A 20,809-nucleotide genomic window follows, 5' to 3' on the forward strand; every position below is an offset into this window, starting at 1 on the left:
TTTGAAAAGAAAAAAGGATTTTTTATTCTCTTTATCGAAAGATTTTAACAGGATGTGTTGCATATTGGACTCTTCACGAAAAGAAGTAATAATTAAAGAAATCATGTATTGGAAAGACCATAAAATGCTCCCAGACCATTATTGCGATTATTTACTTGCGTTGTATAGTGAGGGTGAGCTGAATAATGAACTAAGTAACGTAAACAAAAGAAAGCACGGAAAAAAATTTGGTATTTTTCTTTTCATTCTTTGTTTACTTGTCATCATATCATTCTTTGTCATTTATTTTACTGAATTAGCTTTTATTTTGCAAACGATGATTTTGACATGTTTTGTCGTATTTTTACTTATTTTAGGTTTTTATTATTCTAAAAAAGAATTTTGGTATCCTATTTTTTATATTGGTGCTGCCTTTTTATTTTTACTTTTATCTGTCCATATTATTGATAAGGAATTTAATAATAATCCATTAGCCCTTTATACTACGCTTTTTTTTAATTGTTTTATTTGGTTATTAACGGGCTGGCGGTTGAGACTGCTCTATTTTGTTATCTCGGGTGTATTAGGTCTTTTATTATTAATTATTTATATCGTAATATAACAGAGTAATTTTTAAAAACTTTAAAAAGTTGAGAATATTCCTCTATTTACATTATAATGGTTAATGTAAGCGTCTTCAAGAATAAAGGGGGATATGTACAATGGATTTTAGTCTTACAGCAGAACAAGCAATGATTCAGCGAACAATAAAAGAGTTTGCTGTGGAGGAAGTAGAAAAAGGGGCATTGGAAAGAGATAATAATAAAGAGTTCCCTAGGGAAATATTTAATAAATTATCGAATTTAGGGATGATGGGTCTTCCATTTCCTGAAGAATATGGCGGTGCAGGAGCAGATACGATAAGTTTTGCCATTGTGGTGGAGGAATTAAGTAAAGCTTGCGGATCAACAGGTATTACATACTCCGCTCATATATCTTTAGGTGGAGCACCGATTAATATGTTTGGCACAACAGCACAGAAGGAGAAATACTTAGTTCCAATTTGTTCAGGCGAATCGCTTGGTGCCTTTGGATTGACTGAACCAAGTGCTGGATCGGATGCTGGGGGAACACAAACCTCAGCAGTAGAGGACGGAGAAAACTTTGTAATTAATGGAAATAAGTGTTTTATTACAAATGCAAGCTATGCCAAATACTTGGCGTTAACTGCTATTACAGGAATGGAAAATAATAAAAAAGAAATAAGCGCGATTATTGTTCCGACTGATTCTGAAGGTTTTTCAGTAATAAATAATTATGAAAAAATGGGGCTTCATGCTTCAAATACAACAGAATTAGTTTTGGAAGAAGTTAGAGTACCTAAAGAAAACCTATTGGGTGAACGAGGACAGGGTTTTAAGCAATTTTTGGCTACGTTAGATGGTGGAAGAATAGGGATTGGTGCAATGGCAGTTGGTATTGCTCAAGCGGCTTATGAAAAAGCATTGCAATACGCAAAAGAAAGAAGGCAATTTGGGCGTTCTTTATCACAATTTCAAGTGACACAATTTAAAATTGCTGATATGGCTATGAAAATTGAACTTGCTAGAAATATGGTTTATAAGGCTGCTTGGCTTAAAGATCAAGGTAAACCGTATTCCAAAGAAGCTGCAATGTGTAAATTATATGCTTCGGAAATATGTATGGAGATAACTAATCAAGCGGTACAAATACATGGTGGTAACGGGTACATGAAAGATTATCATGTAGAGCGATTTATGAGAGATGCAAAACTTCTCGAAATTGGAGAAGGAACATCTGAAGTACAAAGAATGGTAATTTCGCGAGAGATTGGTTGTTATTGACAAAATTATTTCTTACCGGTCAAAAAATATCGATGTAAATAATATTTTTGCACATACTAAATAATGAAAAAGTTCAAAACTTCATCTAAATTTGATGGAGTTTTTGTCTAATTTCCGAAAAAATACGGAATCTTTCTCCTTAGGGCTTTCCCTCCCAATGTTTTTCGAGTAAAATAAAGTTGTTTGTATAATGTATTTATTTATTAGGTTTCTTACATAAGGAGGTATATCATGAAACGTAATCCAATAATTCCTTATCTTTTGATTTGTGTATTGGGAATTGTACTTGTTTTCTTTTTATCTGTTAAAGGATTAGGCGATGCAAAAGAAATCGCAAAAGAAAAAGAAAATGGGGGAAAAGAAAAGGTAACAGAAAAATTTGAACCAGAGGCATTTGCTAAACAAACATGTATTGGTTGCCATGGTAACAACTTAGAAGGTGGAGCTGGTCCGAATTTACACGGTCTTGGAGCAAAGCTTGGTAAAGATAAGGTGAAAGATGTTTTAACTAACGGTACTTCCGGCGGAATGCCTGGTGGACTAGTTAAACCTGAAAATATTGATGCAATGGCAGATTGGCTTGTAAAGCTTAAATAATTTGCCAATTGGCCAAGTTTGTTTGTAAAAAGAGTTCTTTGCATTGTGCAAGGAGCTTTTTTTTGTATATTATAGAAAGTGAATTTGATACATTTAATAAATAATTAAAGTGGTGAAAAGATGAATATAGACAAGCTTTCCAAAAGACTGGAGACGGTAAGTAATTACATAATTAGTAATTCTACTTTTGCTGACATTGGATCTGATCATGCATATCTTCCTTGTTATGCAATTAAAAATGGCCTAGCAAAGTCAGCAATTGCGGGTGAAATTGTCGAAGGACCCTATCAATCCGCGCTTCAACAAGTAAAAGAAGCGAAACTAGAAAACAATATTTCCGTTCGCAAAGGTGACGGACTTGAAGTAATTGAAGCTAATGAGGTTGATTGTATTACTATTGCTGGGATGGGTGGCGGACTGATTACTTCCATTCTTCAGAAAGGTGCAGATCGTTTAGAAGGAGTAAAGAGATTAATTCTTCAACCAAATATTGGTGCACATCATATCCGTAATTGGTGCGTACAAAATAATTGGGAACTGATAGCTGAGGTCATAATTGAAGAGGACGAAAAAATATATGAAATATTAGTTGCTAGCAAAATCCAAACGAATGAATTTTATAAACTTACTGATGCAAGTTTATTATTAGGACCGTTTCTTATGAAGGAAAAAAATAACGTGTTTAAAAAGAAATGGACAGAGGAATTAAAGCAATGGAAGACGATTTTAGAAAAAATGAACAAAGCCGAGAATCCTGATAAAATTTCTGAAAGAAAAGAGCAGTTAGAGAAAAACATACTGCTAGTGGAAGAGGTATTGAAATGAAAACAGCAAATGGTTATGAAATCATTCAATTGTTCGAAAGCTTTTCTCCGAAAAAGTATGCCATGGAAGGGGATCCAATTGGATTGCAAATTGGCAAATTAAATAAACCGGTTAAAAATGTAATGATAGCCCTAGATATATTGGAAGAGGTAGTCGATGAAGCGATTAAAAATGATGTCGATTTAATTATCGCACATCACCCAATCATCTTTCGTCCTTTGAAAAACTTGTTAACTGAGCGGACACAAGGGAAAATAATTGAAAAATTGATCAAACACGATATTGCTGTTTATGCTGCCCATACAAATTTAGATGTTGCGATTGGGGGTGTAAATGATTTGCTTGCGGAAGCCCTTCAATTGGAAAATACGGAAGTATTAGATCCTACATACGAGGACAAATTAAAAAAATTAGTTGTTTATGTCCCAGTGGATTATGAAGAAGAGGTACGGAATGCAATAGGTAAAGCAGGTGCGGGTGCGATCGGGCAATATAGCCATTGTTCGTTCTCTTCAGAAGGGACAGGACGTTTTCTGCCGAGTGAACATTCAACACCTTTTATAGGGGCGAGAGGAAAGTTAGAGTCTGTAAAAGAAAACAAAATTGAAACGATCATCCCTGAATCGATTGAAAAAAAAGTGATTACGGCGATGATAAAAGCACATCCATATGAAGAAGTAGCATATGATATATACCCAATAGAAAATAAGGGACAAATTTTAGGGTTAGGAAGAATTGGTATGTTAAAGGAAGAAATGTCACTTGAACAATTTGCAGAACATGTGAAGAAAACGTTAGAAGTGAGTACTGTAAGGGTTGTTGGTGATTTAAACGATCAAATTAATAAAGTAGCTGTATTAGGCGGCGATGGCAATAAATACTTTTCGAAGGCAAAGTTTAAAGGTGCGGATGTCTTTGTTACAGGTGACTTTTATTATCATAATGCACATGATGCGATGCAAATCGGACTCAATATTGTCGACCCCGGGCATAATGTTGAAAAGGTAATGAAAAAAGGGGTTGCTGAGAGATTAAGCAAAATGTGTGAGGATAAAGGTTATAGTGTTCAATTTATTCCGTCAACGATTCATACAGATCCATTTACATTTATATAAAAAAATAAAAATCCCAATAGGGATTTTTATTTTTGGGTTAATTTTTTTACCTTTGGCAGTATTTTATTTAAAGGTACCTTTTTTTCATGATGCCAAGTTTCTTCATCAGCTGGATCGAATTGATCGATAAAGGCGATTACTTCACGGACAATTGGTGTAGGAGTAGATGCACCGGCAGTGACAGCAACCTTTTTTGCATCTTTAATCCAATCAATTTGTATTTCAGATATATCGGCAATACGATATGCCTTCGTATGGGCAATTTGTTCGGAAACTTGTGCCAAACGGTTTGAATTATTGCTTTTTGGATCACCAACAACAATGAGAACATCCGCTTCTCCAGCTTGTTCGGCAACTGCTTCTTGTCTAACTTGAGTAGCCAGACAAATCTCTTTATGCTGCTCAACATGTGGGTATTTCTCTTGAACTTTCTCCATAATATCGAGAACATCCCATTGGCTCATTGTTGTTTGATTTGTAACAATCAATTTTTCGTTTTGAATATCTAACTGCGCTACATCCTCAAGAGTCTCAACTAAATGAACTATTTCAGGTGCAACTCCAACTGCTCCCTCTGGTTCCGGGTGTCCTTTTTTGCCAATATAGATCACATCATAGCCTTCAGCTTTTTTTTGACGGATAAGGTCATGTGTTTTCGTTACGTCTGGACATGTTGCATCAATGGTAACGAGTCCTTTTTTCTTGGCTATTTCTCTTACTTCCGGTGAAACACCGTGTGCAGTGAATATAACAGTACCTTTTTCTACTTTTTCAAGAATTTCTTTGCGATTTTTCCCATCTAACGTAATAATTCCTTCTTCTGCAAATGCATCTGTTACATGTTTATTATGAACTATCATACCCAATATATAGATTGGGCGTGGTAAAGTCTTATCTAAAGCAGCATTTCGTGCAATGACCATTGCATCGACAACACCATAGCAATATCCACGGGGTGAAATTTTCATTACCTCCATGTTTCATCCTCCTGACTAAAGGTATGTCATGTTTAACTAATACTATTTATCTAGTACATCCTTTACATTATATTAAAATTCCTTTGATATTACAAAAGAAAGTTAGAAAACAGCTGGAAATGAGAAAACCGCTACGAAAAAACTTCATTAGCGGCTGTAAAATAGATTAAATATATAATTTAGGTACTGATTCACCTGATGTATTTTTTTTAGGTATAGAAGTAGTCTTCGATTTAATTTTAATTGTTTGTGAATTAGTTTTTTTCTTCTTCCCTGTTTTACTTGATTTTGATTTTGACTCTTTTGCTACGAGGGTACTAGATTCTTCGTTAGATTCATTTTTATTTGTACTTTCATTTGTACTTTCATTTATTTCATCTTCAACATCATCAGCATCATCTTCTGTATCTGTACTATTTAGACCTTTGTACATTTTCCACATTGCAGGTAAATTTCTAACTAATGGTCCATATTGTTGTACCATAGGACCGATTTGCTGAGCCGTTCTGAGCACGTTTTGGGTATTATTTAAAAAAGTACCGATCTTACCCGGATTAGCAATACTCCCTATATTACTAAGAAGGCCTCCTCCACTGCCAGCACGTTGAAAACCCGCGGCTGCATTGGCTATATTGCCTGCTTGGGACGTTGCTCCGCGTTGAAACAAGCGTGAAAGTAATCCACCACCACTTGCAGGATTGGGACTACCACCGGGAAATCCCCCCATACCAAATGGAGATGAACGACCTATTGACTGCATGGGACCTTGAAACATACCGCCCAAATTCATTGGGGGTCGCGGCATGTTGCCTCCAAAAAATCCTGGTATTGGAGCATTATTCATCTGAGGAAATATACTTGGCGGCGGCAAAAGTTTTCCTCCTTTCTTATTAAATTTACTTCTATATTACAATATGCACGTTTTTATAAAACGTCTTTTACTTTTGTAGGAGTGGAAGTTTTAGTTATTGTCGATTATAATAACAAAATGGACTTTTATTTGTACGGTAGAGAAAAATGTCCTTTATAAAGGAGAGTGTAATATGAACGAAAATAAATTTTCGATGTTTAAGTTTAATCTCTATATAGATAAGGCGATAAATGAGTTAGGCTTTTATGAACCAACAGAAATTCAAAAAAAGATGATACCAACTATCTTACGTGGGGAAAGTGCGATTGGACAATCCCAAACAGGGACAGGAAAAACACATGCATACTTACTACCAATCATCCAATCGATTAATCCGGAAGAACAGGAGGTACAAGCAGTCATAACAGCTCCTACACGGGAGCTTGCTAATCAAATTTATCATGAAATTTTAAAGATAACGAAATTTTACGAGGACCAGTCGATTGTTTCCCGCTGTTTTATTGGTGGGACGGATAAACAACGTACGATCGAAAAGTTAAAAAACCAGCCACAAATTGTTGTAGGAACTCCTGGGAGAATTAATGACTTAATTCGAGAGCAGGCATTATTTGTCCATACAGCTAAAACACTCGTAGTAGATGAAGCTGATTTGATGTTAGATATGGGTTTCCTTTATGATGTCGATCAAATTGCGGGCCGTATGCCTAAAGAATTGCAAATTCTTGTTTTCTCAGCAACGATTCCGGAAAAACTTAAACCATTTCTTAAAAAGTATATGGAAAACCCAATATATGAACATGTTCAGCCGAAACATATATCTGCAGAAAATATTGAACATCTTTTAGTTCCCTTGCGCAGCAGAGAAAAAATCGATTTATTAACGGATATGTTAAAAACATATAATCCTTATTTGGCAATTGTATTTACGAATACGAAATCAATGGCAGATGAAGTGGCTGATAAATTAATAGAAAAAGGATTAAAAGTTGGTAGAATTCATGGAGATTTATCTCCGCGTGAACGGACCAAAATGATGAAACAGATAAGAAACCTTGATTATCAATATATCGTAGCAACAGATCTAGCAGCGCGTGGAATCGATATTGAAGGTGTTAGTCATGTAATTAATTATGAGCTTCCGCAAGACCTTGATTTTTATGTACACCGTGCCGGACGAACAGCAAGAGCAGGACATTCGGGTATATCAGCAACGATATATACACCTTCTGATGAAGATGCATTAAATAGGTTGGAAAAAATGGGAATCATTTTTGATAATAAAGATTTACAGAAAGGTGAATGGGTGACCATTACTGAAAGAAATAAAAGAAAGAATCGGAAAAAACAATCCGATGAAATTGATAATAAAGCAAGAAATTTAGTAAGGAAACCGAAAAAGGTAAAACCAGGATATAAAAAGAAAATTAATCAGCAGGTCGAGCAAATTAAAAAGCGAGAAAGAAAACTTCAAAAGCGCAAATAGTTTATTTTTAGGGAGTGTGGAGAATGTTAAAACTTGGATCACATGTATCAATGAGTGGTAAGAAAATGTTGCTTGGAGCAAGTGAAGAGGCTGTTTCTTATGGTGCAAATACGTTTATGATTTATACAGGAGCTCCACAAAATACACGGCGTAAAAAAATAGAAGATCTTAATATTGAAGCGGGAACTACTCATATGAAAGAAAACGGTATTGATGAAATTATTGTACATGCTCCATATATCATTAATATCGGTAATTCAGTAAATCCTTCTACTTATGAACTTGGAGTAAATTTCTTACGTTCTGAAATTGAAAGAACTGAAGCTATTGGTGCTAGACAAATTGTTCTTCATCCCGGTGCACATGTCGGTGAAGGAGCAGAAAAGGGCATTGAACAAATAATTAAAGGCCTAAATGAAGTTCTTACCGCCGACCAAAAAGTTCAAATTGCGCTTGAAACAATGGCTGGCAAAGGTTCGGAATGCGGTAGATCTTTTGAGGAACTCGCTACAATTATTGACGGTGTTCATTTTAATGATAAGTTATCTATTTGTTTTGATACCTGCCATACACATGATGCCGGATATGATATTATAAATAATTTTGATGGCGTCCTCGAAGAGTTTGATCGATTAATTGGGATTGATCGAATTAAAGTATTACACATAAACGACAGTAAAAATGTGACAGGGGCTAGAAAAGATAGACATGAGAATATTGGATTTGGACATATTGGATTCACGGCTTTAAACAATATTGTACACCATCCACAACTAGCTGATGTGCCGAAAATATTAGAAACTCCTTTTGTAGGAGAAGATAAGACAAATAAAAAAGCCCCATATAAGTATGAAATTGCAATGTTAAGAAATAAGCAGTTTAATGAGAATTTGCTTGAAGAAATTAATAATCAATAGAATTTAGCATTTACGCAATAAAGCATTGAGGGATTTCCCCCCTCAATGCTTTATTACTTTGTGAATTGGACAAATATTCGGTTGATTTCTTTGGCTGTTTCCGGCCCCGTAATTTTCGCCACTTCTTTTATCAGTTTGGTTCGTTGTTTATCGTCAAATATGTTATAAGATTTTCCTCGTAAATATGCAGCAATCTTATTTGCATCACTTTTAGATAGCCGGACATTAAATTGTTTTGCATATTTTAATAATTCTTCACCTGTGATTATGTTAATTTTGTAATTAATCACATTTTGTAGTAATTTCATCTGCACATCACTCCTCTTTTGATACATATGAAGTGGACAAACGAAATGTTCCAATCATTTGTGTTTTTTAGTTATATACAAGAGGGGGGTGTAAGTTTACATAAAGGAAAATCTCATGTATAATTTTTTTATGGAATAAATCGTAATCATTCTTAATAGCATTCATTAAAGTAGGTGTTATATAAAATGCATGTTACTAGTGCGATTCAAACATTGAAGGACAAAGGGTTTAAGCACACTGGAAAACGGGAACAAATGCTAGAATTATTTGCTGCTAATAACAAGTATTTAACAGCAAGGGACGTTCTAGAATATATGAAAGATGATTATCCAGGATTGAGCTTTGACACTATATATAGAAATTTATCTTTATTTGTTGAATTAGGGATTCTTGAAGCAACGGAATTATCGGGGGAAAAGAATTTTCGTTTTAGTTGTTCAACAACAAATCACCATCATCATTTTATCTGTCTGGAATGCGGGAAAACGAAAGAAATTCAAACGTGTCCGATGAATATTTTGGACGAAGATTTGGTAGGATATAATGTTTCGGGCCATAAATTTGAAATTTATGGAAAGTGCCCGGATTGTATGTAATAAAAAATCATAAGACCGGATCTTATGATTTTTTATTTGTTGTATTATTTAATATGTTGTGCATAGTTTGCTGCTTTACTTTGCGTCTTTAACCATTTATTTACCCATATTTCAGCCTCATGCCAATTCTTTACCCGAACGACTCCATCAGGAATAGGATCTTGATTATAAGGAGTATCGAATAAAATTACTGGTATTTGTAATTCTTCATGGATCATAACTGCATTGTCATGTTTATCCTCAAAAAAGAGATCTACCTGATATTTTTTAGCTGTTTCGACTTTGTTATGTGATCCGATTAATTCAATATGGTGGTAAAATAAATCATTGGTATTAAACCAATTTTCCGTAACGGTAATTAAATTCGAACTTCTTGCACTTATGAAATATAGTTGAAATTTTTCTTTCCACTCTGTTAAAACTTCTTTTGCTCCTTCAGCAAGCGGTGATTCACCATACATCTTAGGTTCGGTTCTAACAAACCACTCGTAAAAAACTTTTGGATCTACATCAATAACATTTGTAAGTTCATATTCCGTAATATCATCTAAAGTTAATTGTAGTTTAAACTCATCATTTATATAGGGAAGTAAAGAATTTGGATGGGTTACAGTTCCATCAATATCAATTCCAAATCTCATTTTCATAAAAAACTACTCCTTTTAAGCACAATAAAAATTTTCACTATAAAAAGTGTACCATACTATTATAAAACTGAACAAAAATTACATCATTCATTGTTGGAAAAGATTGTTATGATGAAACAATAACAATCGGCACACAATAATAATGCTCCTGCTCTTACGATTCGAAAGTGAGGGATATTATGAATGATGAAACACGTTATGACAAGCTAGAAGAAAATCATCATGATGAAAAAGATAATCATGATTATCACGAAGAAACGGCTGCTGAAATAGCTGCTCCTGTCTCGTGGGATCGTAGCCGCGATAACGATCGTGGTGAAGATAAGGATCATGAACATGCTCATGTAAGTGGTAAAGTTATCGGCTGGTCTGCTTTAGTGTTATCAGTTCTATCTCTATTTTTCTTACCTGTAGTATTAGGGGCTGTAGGGATCATTCTTGGTTTTGTTGCGAGAAGAAGGCATGCGACAACATTAGGGGCATGGAGCATAGGGATAGGTGTTGTTTCTCTTATAATTGGGATATTTGTACTACCATTTTTTTAATGGAAATATCTTAATCACTGTCATATGTGGGAGCTGTTATAAAAAGAAAAGTGCGGATCAAGTCCGCACTTTTCTATGCTTTTTGTTCACTCTGTTTTTGATAATATTCCTCAGCAATTAAATCAATTTCTTTTTTCAGTTCTTCTACCATTGTTTCCTCTGGAACTTTTCTTACGATTTTTCCTTTACGGAAGAGTAATCCTTCACCACGAGCCCCGGCGATGCCAATATCAGCTTCACGGGCTTCACCAGGACCGTTTACGGCACAGCCTAATACAGATACCTTAATCGGTGCTTTAATCGTTGAAATATATTCTTCAATCTCATTGGCAATACTAATTAAATCAATTTCGATTCTTCCGCAAGTAGGGCATGAAATCAATGTCGCTGCATTGGAGGATAAACCGAACACTTTTAACAATTCTCTAGCTACTTTTACCTCTTCAACTGGATCGGCACTTAAAGAAATACGTAAAGTATTACCGATACCTTTACTTAAGATTGCACCTAGACCAGCAGCACTTTTTACAGTACCGGAAAATAATGTTCCAGATTCGGTAATTCCCAAGTGTAATGGATAATCAAAAGCTCGAGCAGCCTTTTCATACGCCTCGATTGCAAGATTTACATCGGACGCTTTCATCGAGACGATGATATCATGGAAGTCAAGGTCTTCTAAAATTTTTATATGATGCAAAGCACTTTCAACCATACCATCAGCGGTTGGATATCCATACTTTTGTAAAAATTGTTTTTCAAGACTTCCTGCATTTACGCCAATGCGTATAGGTATACCTTTTGCTTTAGCAGCTTTAACAACCGCTTCTACTTTCTCGCGTTTCCCAATATTTCCCGGGTTAATGCGAATTTTATCTGCTCCCCCTTCAATTGCTTTTAAGGCGAGACGATAATCAAAATGAATATCAACGACTAATGGAATATTGATACGCTTTTTTATTTCGGGAATTGCTTCAGCAGCACGTTCGTCAGGACATGCAACCCGGACAACTTGGCAACCTGCTTCTTCCAAACGTTTAATTTGGTTTACTGTTGCTTCTACGTCATGTGTTTTTGTCGTTGTCATACTCTGAATAAAAAGTTCATTGCTTCCCCCGATAGTTAAATTTCCAACCTTAACGGGACGTGTTTTTGAACGATGTATAATTTCACCCAAGGGTAATTCGCTCCTTTATTAAGTACAAATGAGTTTTGTAATTTAATTATAACAAATGTATTGTATCAGTATTTGAAGGGAATTGACAAGGAAATGAGGTTAGTCATTATTATTTATATATTGGAAATTTATAAACCTGACCAATTTGAATTTCCTCCGGTGTGATATTATGATTAAATTTTTTGAAGTCGATGATTACTTGTTTTATAGGGATGGACAATGGAGATTTATTAATTTTTTCTACAATGGACAAAACGGTATCACCAGGAATCACTTTCTTATTTACATATGGGGCAGGCTTTTCTATCGTTACGTTCTTTTCTGATTTTACTGTTACTTGTGAAACTGCAGGGATTGTTCCAAAGTTGATATCAATATAGACACTATAAATAATGATAATTACTGCGACGAATGCTAGAAATTTTTTCAAGATTAGCGCCTCCTTTTTGTCATATTTATGCTTGTCCTTAAATGAATATGACTAAAAAGAAAAAAAACTGACATGTTTGCCAGTTTTTCGATTTAAATAGTTTATGCTATGTCTAGCCCAGCGTCTATCGACTAGCGTACTTCAGGACTTCTCCCTACGATAAGTCAACATCGATTCGCCTTGCAGGCTTATCGTGTTTCCTTTATCTCAGTCGAAGTCCCTCCAGTCTAGTACGTCGATGAGCAAGGCGCTTACGCTTTTCTATTAGGTTTCGGAATTTCTCTAATGGTTAAATAAAGAAAGATTAAACAAATAATCCAATTGATTAAAAGTCCGCCTGGAACGGCTGTTTTTAATGCATCCATTAATACGAAAAATACTGTCGGTAAGGTGATGCAGTGGGCAGCTATCCTCCAGCTGTTTCTGTATTGCAGGTTTCTATCAAATGTCCTTGCGAATAATATTCCAATGCCTGCGAAAATGGAAATTTTAATAAATCCCATTGCAGAAGTAAATAAATACATAATAATAAATACTATAGGTAAAACAATCCAAAGTACTCCGTGGATGGAGGACAAAAACTTATCAATATCCTTATTTTGTAATTTCATCCCTTCTAGTGCGGAATAAGGAAAGTTTTGTGTATTTCGATCTGCTATGACAACGAATTCGTTTTTAAGCAATGCGACTGCATTTCCTTCTTTTTCGATATCTTGTGTAGTAATCTTACCAGTTGGATCAAGTATGATATGAAAATCGGACTTTTCCAATGTAAAGGGTTCCTTAATATCTGATGTAAGGGTGCCATTTTCAATTTGAAAAGGAGGCAGTTCTTCCATAAAGATTTGTTTACCTTCATTTAGTGCAGTAATTGTCATTTTTGAAAAATGAAATAATCCAGGTAAGGTGGATAAAAACATAAGTAAAAAAACATACAATATGGTTTTGCCGATTCCTAAAAATCGATATTTTGCAATATCTTTAGGGGAATAAAGACTTTTAATAAAACGTTGAAAAATATTCAAAACTATCATCACTTCCTTTTATGCATTTTCCTTAATATGTACAACTATTTATCATTGTAGGTTTTTTTTCACTGAATGTCATTTGAAAATACTAAAAATCGTTGAGAAATAATGCATAATCTTTTTTCTCACGTCTATTCTTATAAGAAGAGGTGTTAATTATGGACTGGTTATACTGGACAATCATAATTTTAATGATGCTTGTTGCTTTTATTGGTTTAATTTATCCAGTGATTCCTAGTGTTCTTTTTCTATTTGGTTCCTTTTTATTATACGGCTTATTTTTTTCCTTTCATTCATTTAATTGGTTATTTTGGACGATTCAAATCTTATTTGTTATTTTACTTTTCGGAGCAGATTATTTGACCAATTTAATTGGAGTGAAAAAATTCGGAGGATCGAAAGCAGGGGTGTGGGGGAGTACAATTGGGTTGTTAATTGGGCCTTTTGTTATCCCGGTTATTGGAATTTTGATTGGCCCATTTTTAGGTGCTGTAATTGGAGAGTTAATTGTAAACCGTACATCATTTATCAAGGCGATGAAAATTGGATTGGGATCATTAATCGGCTTCATTAGCAGTGTGGTCGTAAAAGGGTTAATTCAAGTTATAATGGTTATTTACTTTTTTATTAGTATTAGGGGGTGAAATATTTTTAGAAAAACTAGGCAATTTATTTGCCTGCTACTTATAACTTTGGTAATCTTAAATTGAAATTACATGAATCACTTTGATTCAAACATTTACATAGGGAGGAATTTACCATGGCATTTGAATTACCACAATTACCTTATGCATATGATGCTCTTGAGCCTCATATTGACAAAGAAACAATGAATATCCATCACACAAAACATCATAACACATATGTAACGAACTTAAATGCAGCTCTTGAAGGAAATGAAGAACTTCTTAGTAAATCTGTTGAAGAAGTCATTGCGAATCTTGATGCAGTTCCTGAAGCAAAACGTACTGCTGTTCGTAATAATGGTGGCGGACATGCAAACCACTCATTATTCTGGAAACTTCTTTCACCAAATGGTGGAGGAGAACCAACAGGTGAATTAGCAGAAGCTATTAATAAAAAATTTGGCAGCCTAGACAAATTCAAAGAAGAATTTGCTGCTGCAGGTGCAAGTCGCTTTGGATCAGGTTGGGCTTGGTTAGTAGTTAATAATGGCGAACTAGAAGTAACTAGCACTCCAAACCAAGATAATCCATTAATGGAAGGAAAAACACCTATTCTTGGATTAGATGTATGGGAACATGCTTACTACTTAAACTATCAAAATCGTCGTCCTGACTACATTAAAGCTTTCTGGAATGTAGTAAACTGGGATGAAGTTGCAAAATTATACGCTGCAGCAAAATAATAGCAAACAAAAAGCATCGGGATATTCCGGTGCTTTTTTTGATTTAATTGCTGTCCATCTCTCAACATCTAACACCACGAGGTTTGCATATCTGGGCTGATGCGCTTTTAGCTTTTCATATAACAAAATAGAAATATGTATAATGTCACTCCTTTTTCAAAAGATATAAAGGATGAAAAAGGGGAGTTTATCATGATATTTCGAAAATTGTTAGGTGAAATTGAATTAACAAAAGACTTATCGTTATTATTGTATATTGGTGGAATTTATTCGCTTAGTGTGGCGTTATCGAATACATTTGTTAATATTTATTTATGGAAACAATCTGGCGAATTTATTGATTTAGCTATATACAATTTATCTGTCGTTGTTTTTCAGCCACTCACATTTATTATAGCCGGGAGATGGGCGAAAAAGGTTGACAGGGTCATTGTCCTGCGAATCGGGGTTATTTTTTTAGCATTGTTTTATTTATCTGTACTGTTTTTCGGTAGTCATGCATCACATTATTTAGTTGTATTAGGTGGTCTTTTAGGGATTGGATATGGTTTTTATTGGCTTGCATTTAATGTACTTACATTTGAAATAACTGAACCTGAAACGAGAGACTTTTTTAATGGGTTTTTAGGAAGTCTTACTTCATGTGGCGGTATGATCGGTCCGATTTTGGCCGGGTTTATTATTTCCCGTTTTACATCCAATATTGGATATACAATTGTTTTTGGGTTTTCCCTTACACTTTTTGCCTTAGCAGTTGTACTAAGCTTTTTTATTAAAAGGCGTCCTGCTCACGGAAGATATTTGCTTGCTCGGATTTTAGAAGAGAGAAAAAATAATCGAAATTGGCGATTAATAACGAATGCCCATTTTTTTCAAGGATTACGTGATGGAACATTTGCATTTATCATTTCTGTATTTGTATTTGTTTCAACTGGCAGTGAATTTGCATTGGGAACGTTTGGGCTGATTAATTCGGGTATATCATTTTTAGGATATTCTTTAGTTACACGACTAATTAAAAGTAAATATCGAAAAAGAGCGATTCTGTTAGGAGGACTTCTTTTATATGCGGGGATATTTATTATTGTATTTGACTTTAGTTATTCGAGATTATTGATTTATGCAGCCGTAATTGCGATTGCATATCCGATTATTCTAGTGCCGTATATTTCGATGACCTACGATGTCATTGGGAGAGGGTGGCAGGCTGCTGAAGCTAGAATTGAATATATTGTTGTACGTGAATTATTTTTAAATACTGGTCGAATTGTTTCAATTTTAGCTTTTATAGGAGCGATTACTTTTTTTCATGATAAGCAGAGCATTCCTTATTTGCTCATGATATTAGGTGCAGGGTATATTTGTGTTTCCTATCTTTTAAGGAAAGTGTCTACATAAATATTGTTTCGTAAAAAGGCATTGGTTAATGCCTTTTTTCTTCTTTTTTAAATTTTTGTACAATTCAACAGACTTTTCCTATACAATGAAAGAAAGGTAAATAGAGGAAAAGGGGAATATGTAATGAAAAAGAAGAAAAAAAGGCTAGTTGTTCCTTTTAGAATGAATATTATCTTTTTTGTTGTCTTTCTCTTATTTTCATCACTTATTTTTAGATTAGGTATTGTTCAAATCGTGCATGGAGAAAAGTATACAAATGAGATAAAGAGGACAAGTGATGTGACGGTTCAGATACCAGTTCCGCGGGGGAAGATAGTAGATAGAAACGGAAATTTAATCGTTGGAAATAAAGCATTAAAGGCGATTACATATACAAGGCCAACATCCATTAAACCTGATGAGATGCTAGAAATTGCTGAGCAATTGGCAAAATACATCAAAAAAGATACTAAAGAAGATATTAAAGCAATTACTGAAAGAGATCGGAAAGATTTTTGGATTTTGCATCATCAAAACAAAGCAAAAAGCAAAATTACAAAGGAAGATGAAAAAATATTAAAGCGCAAAAAATTAGCTGAAAAAGATTATGATAAGGAAATTTATCATCTCATGTTAGATAGAATTACTGAAAAAGAGTTGAATTCCTTTTCGAAGAATGATCTTGAAGTACTGGCCATTTATCGGGAAATGTTAAGCGGATATCCGCTGACACCACAAATTATTAAAAATAAAAATGTGACAAAAGAAGAAATAGCTATAATTGGAGAAAACTTAGATGTATTACCTGGGGTTGATATAACAACTGATTGGGATCGATATAATAGTTATAAGATTGATGGATTCGCCCCACTTGCATCCATTTTAGGGAAAATTACAACAGCTAAAGAAGGTTTGCCAAGTGAAAAAGCTGAATATTACACTGCTTTGGGCTATAGCCGAAATGATCGAGTTGGAAAAAGTTACTTAGAGTATCAATATGAAGATGTTCTTAGAGGGAAAAAAGAAAAAGTCGAAAATATAATGGATAAATCCGGGAAAGTGGTTGATTCGGTTGTTGTAAGAAAAGGACAACGTGGAAATGATTTAGTATTATCTGTTGATATGGAATTTCAGCAAAAGGTCGAAGAAATTATTACCAATAAATTATCCCATTTATCTCAACCTTATTTGGATCGAACATTTGTCACAGTAATGAATCCCAATACAGGTGAAATATTAGCGATGGCAGGAAAACTACGAGAAAAAAATGAAGAAACGGGTGTAAGAGAATATAATGATTTTGCTTTAGGAAATATGATTACCTCTTATGCGATGGGTTCGGCCGTAAAGGGAGCTATGGTTTTGACAGGCTACCAAACTGGGGCAATTACAATGAATAATAGGGTCATAAGAGATGAGCCATTAGTGTTTAAAGATACGAAATCAAAAAGTTCTTGGAGCACATCAGCTTTTGGAAATATTGATGACTTATATGCGTTAAAGAGATCTTCAAATGTTTATATGTTTAAATTAGCAATGAGAATTGGCGGCCAGCAATATTATATTCCTAATGGGCCACTTAGTATCGATAAGGTAAAAGCGATAGATACATTAAGGTATAATTTTGCGCAATTCGGATTAGGAGTCAAGACTGGCATCGATCTTCCTGGTGAGCAAGTCGGATTTGGTGGAAGAATCCCAGATTTCGCAGGTAATGTATTAGACTTCGGCATCGGACAATTTGATACGTATACACCATTACAATTAGTTCAATACATTTCTACGATTGCTAATGGCGGAAGTCGAATCAGGCCTCATTTAGTTAAAGAAATACGTGAGCCAAGTGATGATATCCATGAACTTGGTCCGGTAGCCCACGAACTTGGATCGAATGTATTAAATAAAATAGCGGCGAAAGAAGAGGAAATCGATCGTGTAAAAGAAGGTTTACGATTAGTTGTCTATGATCCGAACGGAACCGGTAAATCAATCAGGAATAAGCAATTAAAGATCGCAGGAAAAACAGGAACAGCGGAAGCCCTTTATGATGGTCCCGTTCCCCATAGTCCGGGGTTGATGCTTTGGAACTTGACATTTGCCGGCTATGCACCGTATGACAATCCTGAAGTCGCCCTCTCTGTTGTTGTTCCTTGGTCTACGACAGATAAAATGCACCCAAATTTAGACGTAGCAGATGCAGTGTTTAAAGCATATTTTGATTTAAAAAAGAAACGTGAGAAAAAGGATACGAATACTATTAATAAAAAAATAAATATAAAAAAGACTGAAAAACAACAAAATGAAGCAAATGATACAAATTCAGAATGAACCTATAACCCTTTTTAAGAGCTTATTTTTTCTAAGCTCTTTTCTTTTTAAATTATGAAACTTAAAATCTCTCTCTTTCCTTATATTTCTGCATTTAATTTATAGAAATTCTCTTCCTTTTCCGTTAAAATGTAGAGTGATGTAAAAAGTGGGAGGGTTTTGTCATTTGAAGAAAACGAAAAAGAAAAAAAGAGCGTTTGTCTCCTTACGAATGAATATATTATTTTTTGTTGTCTTTTTACTCTTCTCTTCCTTAATTCTTCGACTTGGAATTGTCCAAATTGTTTACGGTGATGATTACAAGCGGGAGATAGATAGAAAAGAGAATGTAACGGTTAACACATCTGTTCCAAGAGGGAAAATTTTAGACCGAAATGGTAAGTTAGTTGTTGGGAATAAACCGTTAGATGCAATTACGTATACTAGACCACAAAATATAAAATCAGAAGACATATTAAAAATTGCGGAAGATTTAGCAAAACTAATCAAAAAAGATACAAAGGCAGATTTCAAAGCAATAACAGAACGAGACAAAAAGGATTTTTGGATTTTAAAACATCCTGATGAAGCAGCAGCAAAAGTTTCAAAAGCAGAAATAAAAAAGTTGAAAAATGATAATTCAAAAATTTATCAATTAACACTTGATCGTATTACTGAGAAGGAGTACAATTCTTTCTCAAAAAAAGAGATGGAAGTGTTAGCAATATACCGAGAAATGATTGGTGGCTATCCATTATCGCCTCAAGTCATAAAAAATAAAAATGTAACACCAGAGGAATTTGCGGTTGTCAGTGAAAATCTTGATAAACTTCCTGGAGTAGATACGACTACTGACTGGGATCGATATAACGTCTATAAGGATAAAGAAGGCAATGCAACATTGGGGTCTGTAATTGGGAAGATATCATCCTCAAAAGAAGGCTTACCGAAGGATTTGGTTGACTATTATTTATCACGAGATTATAGCAGAAATGACCGTGTGGGTAAAAGTTATATTGAATACCAATATGAAGATATTTTGCAAGGACAAAAGGAAAAAGTTAAAAATGTAACGGATAAGGCTGGAAACGTCCTGGATTCCGAAGTTGTTAGAGAAGGTAAAAGAGGGGACGATTTAGTCCTATCAATTGATATTGATTTACAACGTAAGGTTGAAAAAATTATTAAAGAAAAATTAGGCAGTTCGAGAATTGGACAACCATATATGGACCGAGCATTTGTTTCCGTTATGAATCCATATACAGGGGAAGTCTTATCGATGGCAGGTAAACAATATGAACATAATAAAAAGACGGGAAAAACAGATATTAATGATTATGCATTAGGAAATATGACTACGTCGTATTCAATGGGATCTGTAGTTAAGGGAGCAACAGTTTTAACAGGTTATCAAACTGGTGCAATTTCTCCTGGAGAGGTATTAAATGATAGACCTTTGCAATTCTTGCATACAAAGGTGAAAAAATCTTGGAATACGTCCGGATTCGGTCCAATAAATGACCTATATGCATTGAAAAGATCCTCAAACGTATATATGTTTTTAACGGCAATGAAATTAGGTGGACAACAAACTTATGTTCCTAATGGACCTTTAAGTATTGATAAAGTAGCTGCAATTGAAAAATTCAGAAAGAACTTTTCTCAATTTGGTTTAGGTGTGAAAACGGGAATTGATTTACCGGGGGAACAAACTGGTTTTGGTGGCGGACAAATTCCACCTGAAGCGGGGAAAGTTTTGGACTTTGCTATTGGCCAATATGACACGTATACACCATTACAACTTGTACAATATATGTCCACAATTGCAAATGGTGGTTATCGCGTGCAGCCTCATATTGCAAAAGAAATTCGTGAACCAAATAGCAAAATGGATGAGATGGGTCCGGTCATTCAAGAAATTAAACCTAAAGTTCTAAATAAAGTTGATATGAAAGAAGAGTGGATTGATCGTGTGAAACTTGGATTAGAACAAGTAGTGAATGATCCACTTGGGACAGGATACGGAACAATCAAAGCTAAACAATATAAAATTGCCGGGAAAACAGGTACAGCCCAAGCTCTTTATGATGGACCGGTTTCACACAATCCAGGCCTAATGCTTTGGAATGTAACCTTTGCTGGCTATGCACCGTATGATCATCCGGAAATAGCGGTATCAGTTGTAGTGCCATGGTCAACAACTGACCAAACGCATGTGAACTTAGAAATTGCGAATGATGTGTTTAAAGCATACTTCGAATTAAAGGAAAAACGTGAAAAAGATGGATTAAATGATTCAACATCAACTAAAAAAGTTGAAAACTTGGACGAAGCAAAAAAACAACAATAAAATTTTGATTTAGAATGAGAATAACAAAAAGCCACTTCAAGTGTGAAG

At 34.7% G+C, this 20,809-nt stretch carries 21 protein-coding genes; 14 read left to right on the forward strand and 7 right to left on the reverse strand.

All coding sequences use genetic code 11. The features are described 5' to 3' along the window. The first annotated feature begins 64 nt into the window (after positions 1-64). From I5776_RS08070 to I5776_RS08090, 5 genes are all read left to right on the forward strand, one after another. On the forward strand, positions 65-601 hold the full coding sequence (locus I5776_RS08070) for a hypothetical protein (protein WP_202780121.1): 537 nt from the start codon (positions 65-67) through the stop codon (positions 599-601). 100 nt (positions 602-701) lie between these two features. Beyond that, positions 702-1,844: an acyl-CoA dehydrogenase family protein gene (locus I5776_RS08075; protein WP_202780122.1), complete on the forward strand. Its 1,143-nt coding sequence runs from the start codon at positions 702-704 to the stop codon at positions 1,842-1,844. A 231-nt stretch (positions 1,845-2,075) separates the two neighbouring features. After that, on the forward strand, positions 2,076-2,441 hold the full coding sequence (gene cccA, locus I5776_RS08080; protein WP_202780123.1) for a cytochrome c550: 366 nt from the start codon (positions 2,076-2,078) through the stop codon (positions 2,439-2,441). A gap of 120 nt (positions 2,442-2,561) precedes the next feature. Next, a complete protein-coding gene (locus I5776_RS08085; protein WP_202780124.1) occupies positions 2,562-3,266 on the forward strand; it encodes a tRNA (adenine(22)-N(1))-methyltransferase in 705 nt (234 codons plus the stop codon). After that, positions 3,263-4,381 (forward strand): Nif3-like dinuclear metal center hexameric protein, encoded by a 1,119-nt coding sequence (locus I5776_RS08090; RefSeq protein WP_202780125.1) that lies wholly within the window; start codon positions 3,263-3,265, stop codon positions 4,379-4,381. Before I5776_RS08085 ends, I5776_RS08090 begins: the two co-directional genes overlap by 4 nt. A gap of 26 nt (positions 4,382-4,407) precedes the next feature. Here I5776_RS08090 and I5776_RS08095 read toward each other — a convergent pair whose 3' ends face one another. Both I5776_RS08095 and vrrA read right to left on the reverse strand, forming a co-directional pair. Further along, positions 4,408-5,358, reverse strand: a complete 951-nt coding sequence (locus tag I5776_RS08095) for a 4-hydroxy-3-methylbut-2-enyl diphosphate reductase (protein ID WP_202780126.1) — start codon at positions 5,356-5,358, stop codon at positions 4,408-4,410. A 166-nt stretch (positions 5,359-5,524) separates the two neighbouring features. Continuing rightward, complete coding sequence (gene vrrA / locus I5776_RS08100; RefSeq protein ID WP_202780127.1) at positions 5,525-6,148, reverse strand: VrrA/YqfQ family protein; 624 nt, start codon at positions 6,146-6,148, stop codon at positions 5,525-5,527. A gap of 253 nt (positions 6,149-6,401) precedes the next feature. Between vrrA and I5776_RS08105 the strand changes: the two genes are divergently transcribed. After that, positions 6,402-7,712 (forward strand): DEAD/DEAH box helicase, encoded by a 1,311-nt coding sequence (locus tag I5776_RS08105; RefSeq protein WP_202780128.1) that lies wholly within the window; start codon positions 6,402-6,404, stop codon positions 7,710-7,712. Positions 7,713-7,735: 23 nt separating this feature from the next. Then, positions 7,736-8,629 carry a deoxyribonuclease IV gene (locus I5776_RS08110; RefSeq protein WP_202780129.1) on the forward strand — a complete coding sequence of 298 codons (894 nt, stop codon included), beginning with the start codon at positions 7,736-7,738 and terminating at the stop codon, positions 8,627-8,629. A 53-nt stretch (positions 8,630-8,682) separates the two neighbouring features. Here I5776_RS08110 and I5776_RS08115 read toward each other — a convergent pair whose 3' ends face one another. Then, positions 8,683-8,937: a DUF2624 domain-containing protein gene (locus I5776_RS08115; protein WP_066225927.1), complete on the reverse strand. Its 255-nt coding sequence runs from the start codon at positions 8,935-8,937 to the stop codon at positions 8,683-8,685. Between the two features lie 186 nt (positions 8,938-9,123). Here I5776_RS08115 and zur point away from each other — a divergent pair, with 186 nt between their 5' ends. Then, positions 9,124-9,534: a zinc uptake transcriptional repressor Zur gene (zur, locus tag I5776_RS08120; RefSeq protein WP_202780130.1), complete on the forward strand. Its 411-nt coding sequence runs from the start codon at positions 9,124-9,126 to the stop codon at positions 9,532-9,534. Between the two features lie 44 nt (positions 9,535-9,578). Here zur and I5776_RS08125 read toward each other — a convergent pair whose 3' ends face one another. Beyond that, the gene (locus I5776_RS08125) at positions 9,579-10,181 is read right to left on the reverse strand and encodes a hypothetical protein (protein ID WP_202780131.1); all 603 of its coding nucleotides are present in this window, start codon (positions 10,179-10,181) and stop codon (positions 9,579-9,581) included. Between the two features lie 179 nt (positions 10,182-10,360). On the opposite strand from I5776_RS08125, the gene I5776_RS08130 reads away from it, so the two are divergent. Continuing rightward, positions 10,361-10,726, forward strand: coding sequence for a DUF4190 domain-containing protein (locus tag I5776_RS08130; RefSeq protein WP_202780132.1), 366 nt, complete (start codon positions 10,361-10,363; stop codon positions 10,724-10,726). Positions 10,727-10,799: 73 nt separating this feature from the next. Here the strand turns inward: I5776_RS08130 and ispG are convergent, their stop codons facing one another. From ispG to I5776_RS08145, 3 genes are all read right to left on the reverse strand, one after another. Next, complete coding sequence (gene ispG, locus I5776_RS08135) at positions 10,800-11,891, reverse strand: flavodoxin-dependent (E)-4-hydroxy-3-methylbut-2-enyl-diphosphate synthase (protein WP_202780734.1); 1,092 nt, start codon at positions 11,889-11,891, stop codon at positions 10,800-10,802. 118 nt (positions 11,892-12,009) lie between these two features. Then, positions 12,010-12,330 carry a hypothetical protein gene (locus I5776_RS08140; protein ID WP_246483953.1) on the reverse strand — a complete coding sequence of 107 codons (321 nt, stop codon included), beginning with the start codon at positions 12,328-12,330 and terminating at the stop codon, positions 12,010-12,012. A gap of 251 nt (positions 12,331-12,581) precedes the next feature. Further along, positions 12,582-13,355, reverse strand: coding sequence for a DUF1189 domain-containing protein (locus tag I5776_RS08145; RefSeq protein ID WP_202780133.1), 774 nt, complete (start codon positions 13,353-13,355; stop codon positions 12,582-12,584). Positions 13,356-13,516: 161 nt separating this feature from the next. Here I5776_RS08145 and I5776_RS08150 point away from each other — a divergent pair, with 161 nt between their 5' ends. From I5776_RS08150 to I5776_RS08170, 5 genes are all read left to right on the forward strand, one after another. Beyond that, entirely contained in the window at positions 13,517-14,002 is a 486-nt protein-coding gene (locus I5776_RS08150; RefSeq protein ID WP_202780134.1) for a DUF456 domain-containing protein, read from the forward strand. 116 nt (positions 14,003-14,118) lie between these two features. Next, complete coding sequence (gene sodA, locus I5776_RS08155; protein WP_202780135.1) at positions 14,119-14,727, forward strand: superoxide dismutase SodA; 609 nt, start codon at positions 14,119-14,121, stop codon at positions 14,725-14,727. Positions 14,728-14,919: 192 nt separating this feature from the next. Next, entirely contained in the window at positions 14,920-16,125 is a 1,206-nt protein-coding gene (locus I5776_RS08160; protein WP_202780136.1) for an MFS transporter, read from the forward strand. 123 nt (positions 16,126-16,248) lie between these two features. Beyond that, on the forward strand, positions 16,249-18,432 hold the full coding sequence (locus tag I5776_RS08165) for a peptidoglycan D,D-transpeptidase FtsI family protein (RefSeq protein ID WP_202780137.1): 2,184 nt from the start codon (positions 16,249-16,251) through the stop codon (positions 18,430-18,432). A gap of 166 nt (positions 18,433-18,598) precedes the next feature. Beyond that, positions 18,599-20,761: a peptidoglycan D,D-transpeptidase FtsI family protein gene (locus I5776_RS08170; RefSeq protein WP_202780138.1), complete on the forward strand. Its 2,163-nt coding sequence runs from the start codon at positions 18,599-18,601 to the stop codon at positions 20,759-20,761. Positions 20,762-20,809: the final 48 nt, after the last annotated feature.

Origin of the sequence: Heyndrickxia vini (assembly GCF_016772275.1) — a bacterium.
Lineage (GTDB): Bacteria > Bacillota > Bacilli > Bacillales > Bacillaceae_C > Heyndrickxia > Heyndrickxia vini.

Bases quoted from the DNA above. Each gene is read 5' to 3' on its own strand.
- I5776_RS08075 (WP_202780122.1), top strand. From the start codon at position 702: ATGGATTTTAGTCTTACAGCAGAACAAGCAATGATTCAGCGAACAATA.
- cccA (WP_202780123.1), top strand. From the start codon at position 2,076: ATGAAACGTAATCCAATAATTCCTTATCTTTTGATTTGTGTATTGGGA.
- I5776_RS08085 (WP_202780124.1), top strand. From the start codon at position 2,562: ATGAATATAGACAAGCTTTCCAAAAGACTGGAGACGGTAAGTAATTAC.
- I5776_RS08090 (WP_202780125.1), top strand. From the start codon at position 3,263: ATGAAAACAGCAAATGGTTATGAAATCATTCAATTGTTCGAAAGCTTT.
- I5776_RS08095 (WP_202780126.1), bottom strand. From the start codon at position 5,358: ATGGAGGTAATGAAAATTTCACCCCGTGGATATTGCTATGGTGTTGTC.
- vrrA (WP_202780127.1), bottom strand. From the start codon at position 6,148: ATGAATTTGGGCGGTATGTTTCAAGGTCCCATGCAGTCAATAGGTCGT.
- I5776_RS08105 (WP_202780128.1), top strand. From the start codon at position 6,402: ATGAACGAAAATAAATTTTCGATGTTTAAGTTTAATCTCTATATAGAT.
- I5776_RS08110 (WP_202780129.1), top strand. From the start codon at position 7,736: ATGTTAAAACTTGGATCACATGTATCAATGAGTGGTAAGAAAATGTTG.
- I5776_RS08115 (WP_066225927.1), bottom strand. From the start codon at position 8,937: ATGAAATTACTACAAAATGTGATTAATTACAAAATTAACATAATCACA.
- zur (WP_202780130.1), top strand. From the start codon at position 9,124: ATGCATGTTACTAGTGCGATTCAAACATTGAAGGACAAAGGGTTTAAG.
- I5776_RS08125 (WP_202780131.1), bottom strand. From the start codon at position 10,181: ATGAAAATGAGATTTGGAATTGATATTGATGGAACTGTAACCCATCCA.
- I5776_RS08130 (WP_202780132.1), top strand. From the start codon at position 10,361: ATGAATGATGAAACACGTTATGACAAGCTAGAAGAAAATCATCATGAT.
- I5776_RS08150 (WP_202780134.1), top strand. From the start codon at position 13,517: ATGGACTGGTTATACTGGACAATCATAATTTTAATGATGCTTGTTGCT.
- sodA (WP_202780135.1), top strand. From the start codon at position 14,119: ATGGCATTTGAATTACCACAATTACCTTATGCATATGATGCTCTTGAG.
- I5776_RS08160 (WP_202780136.1), top strand. From the start codon at position 14,920: ATGATATTTCGAAAATTGTTAGGTGAAATTGAATTAACAAAAGACTTA.
- I5776_RS08165 (WP_202780137.1), top strand. From the start codon at position 16,249: ATGAAAAAGAAGAAAAAAAGGCTAGTTGTTCCTTTTAGAATGAATATT.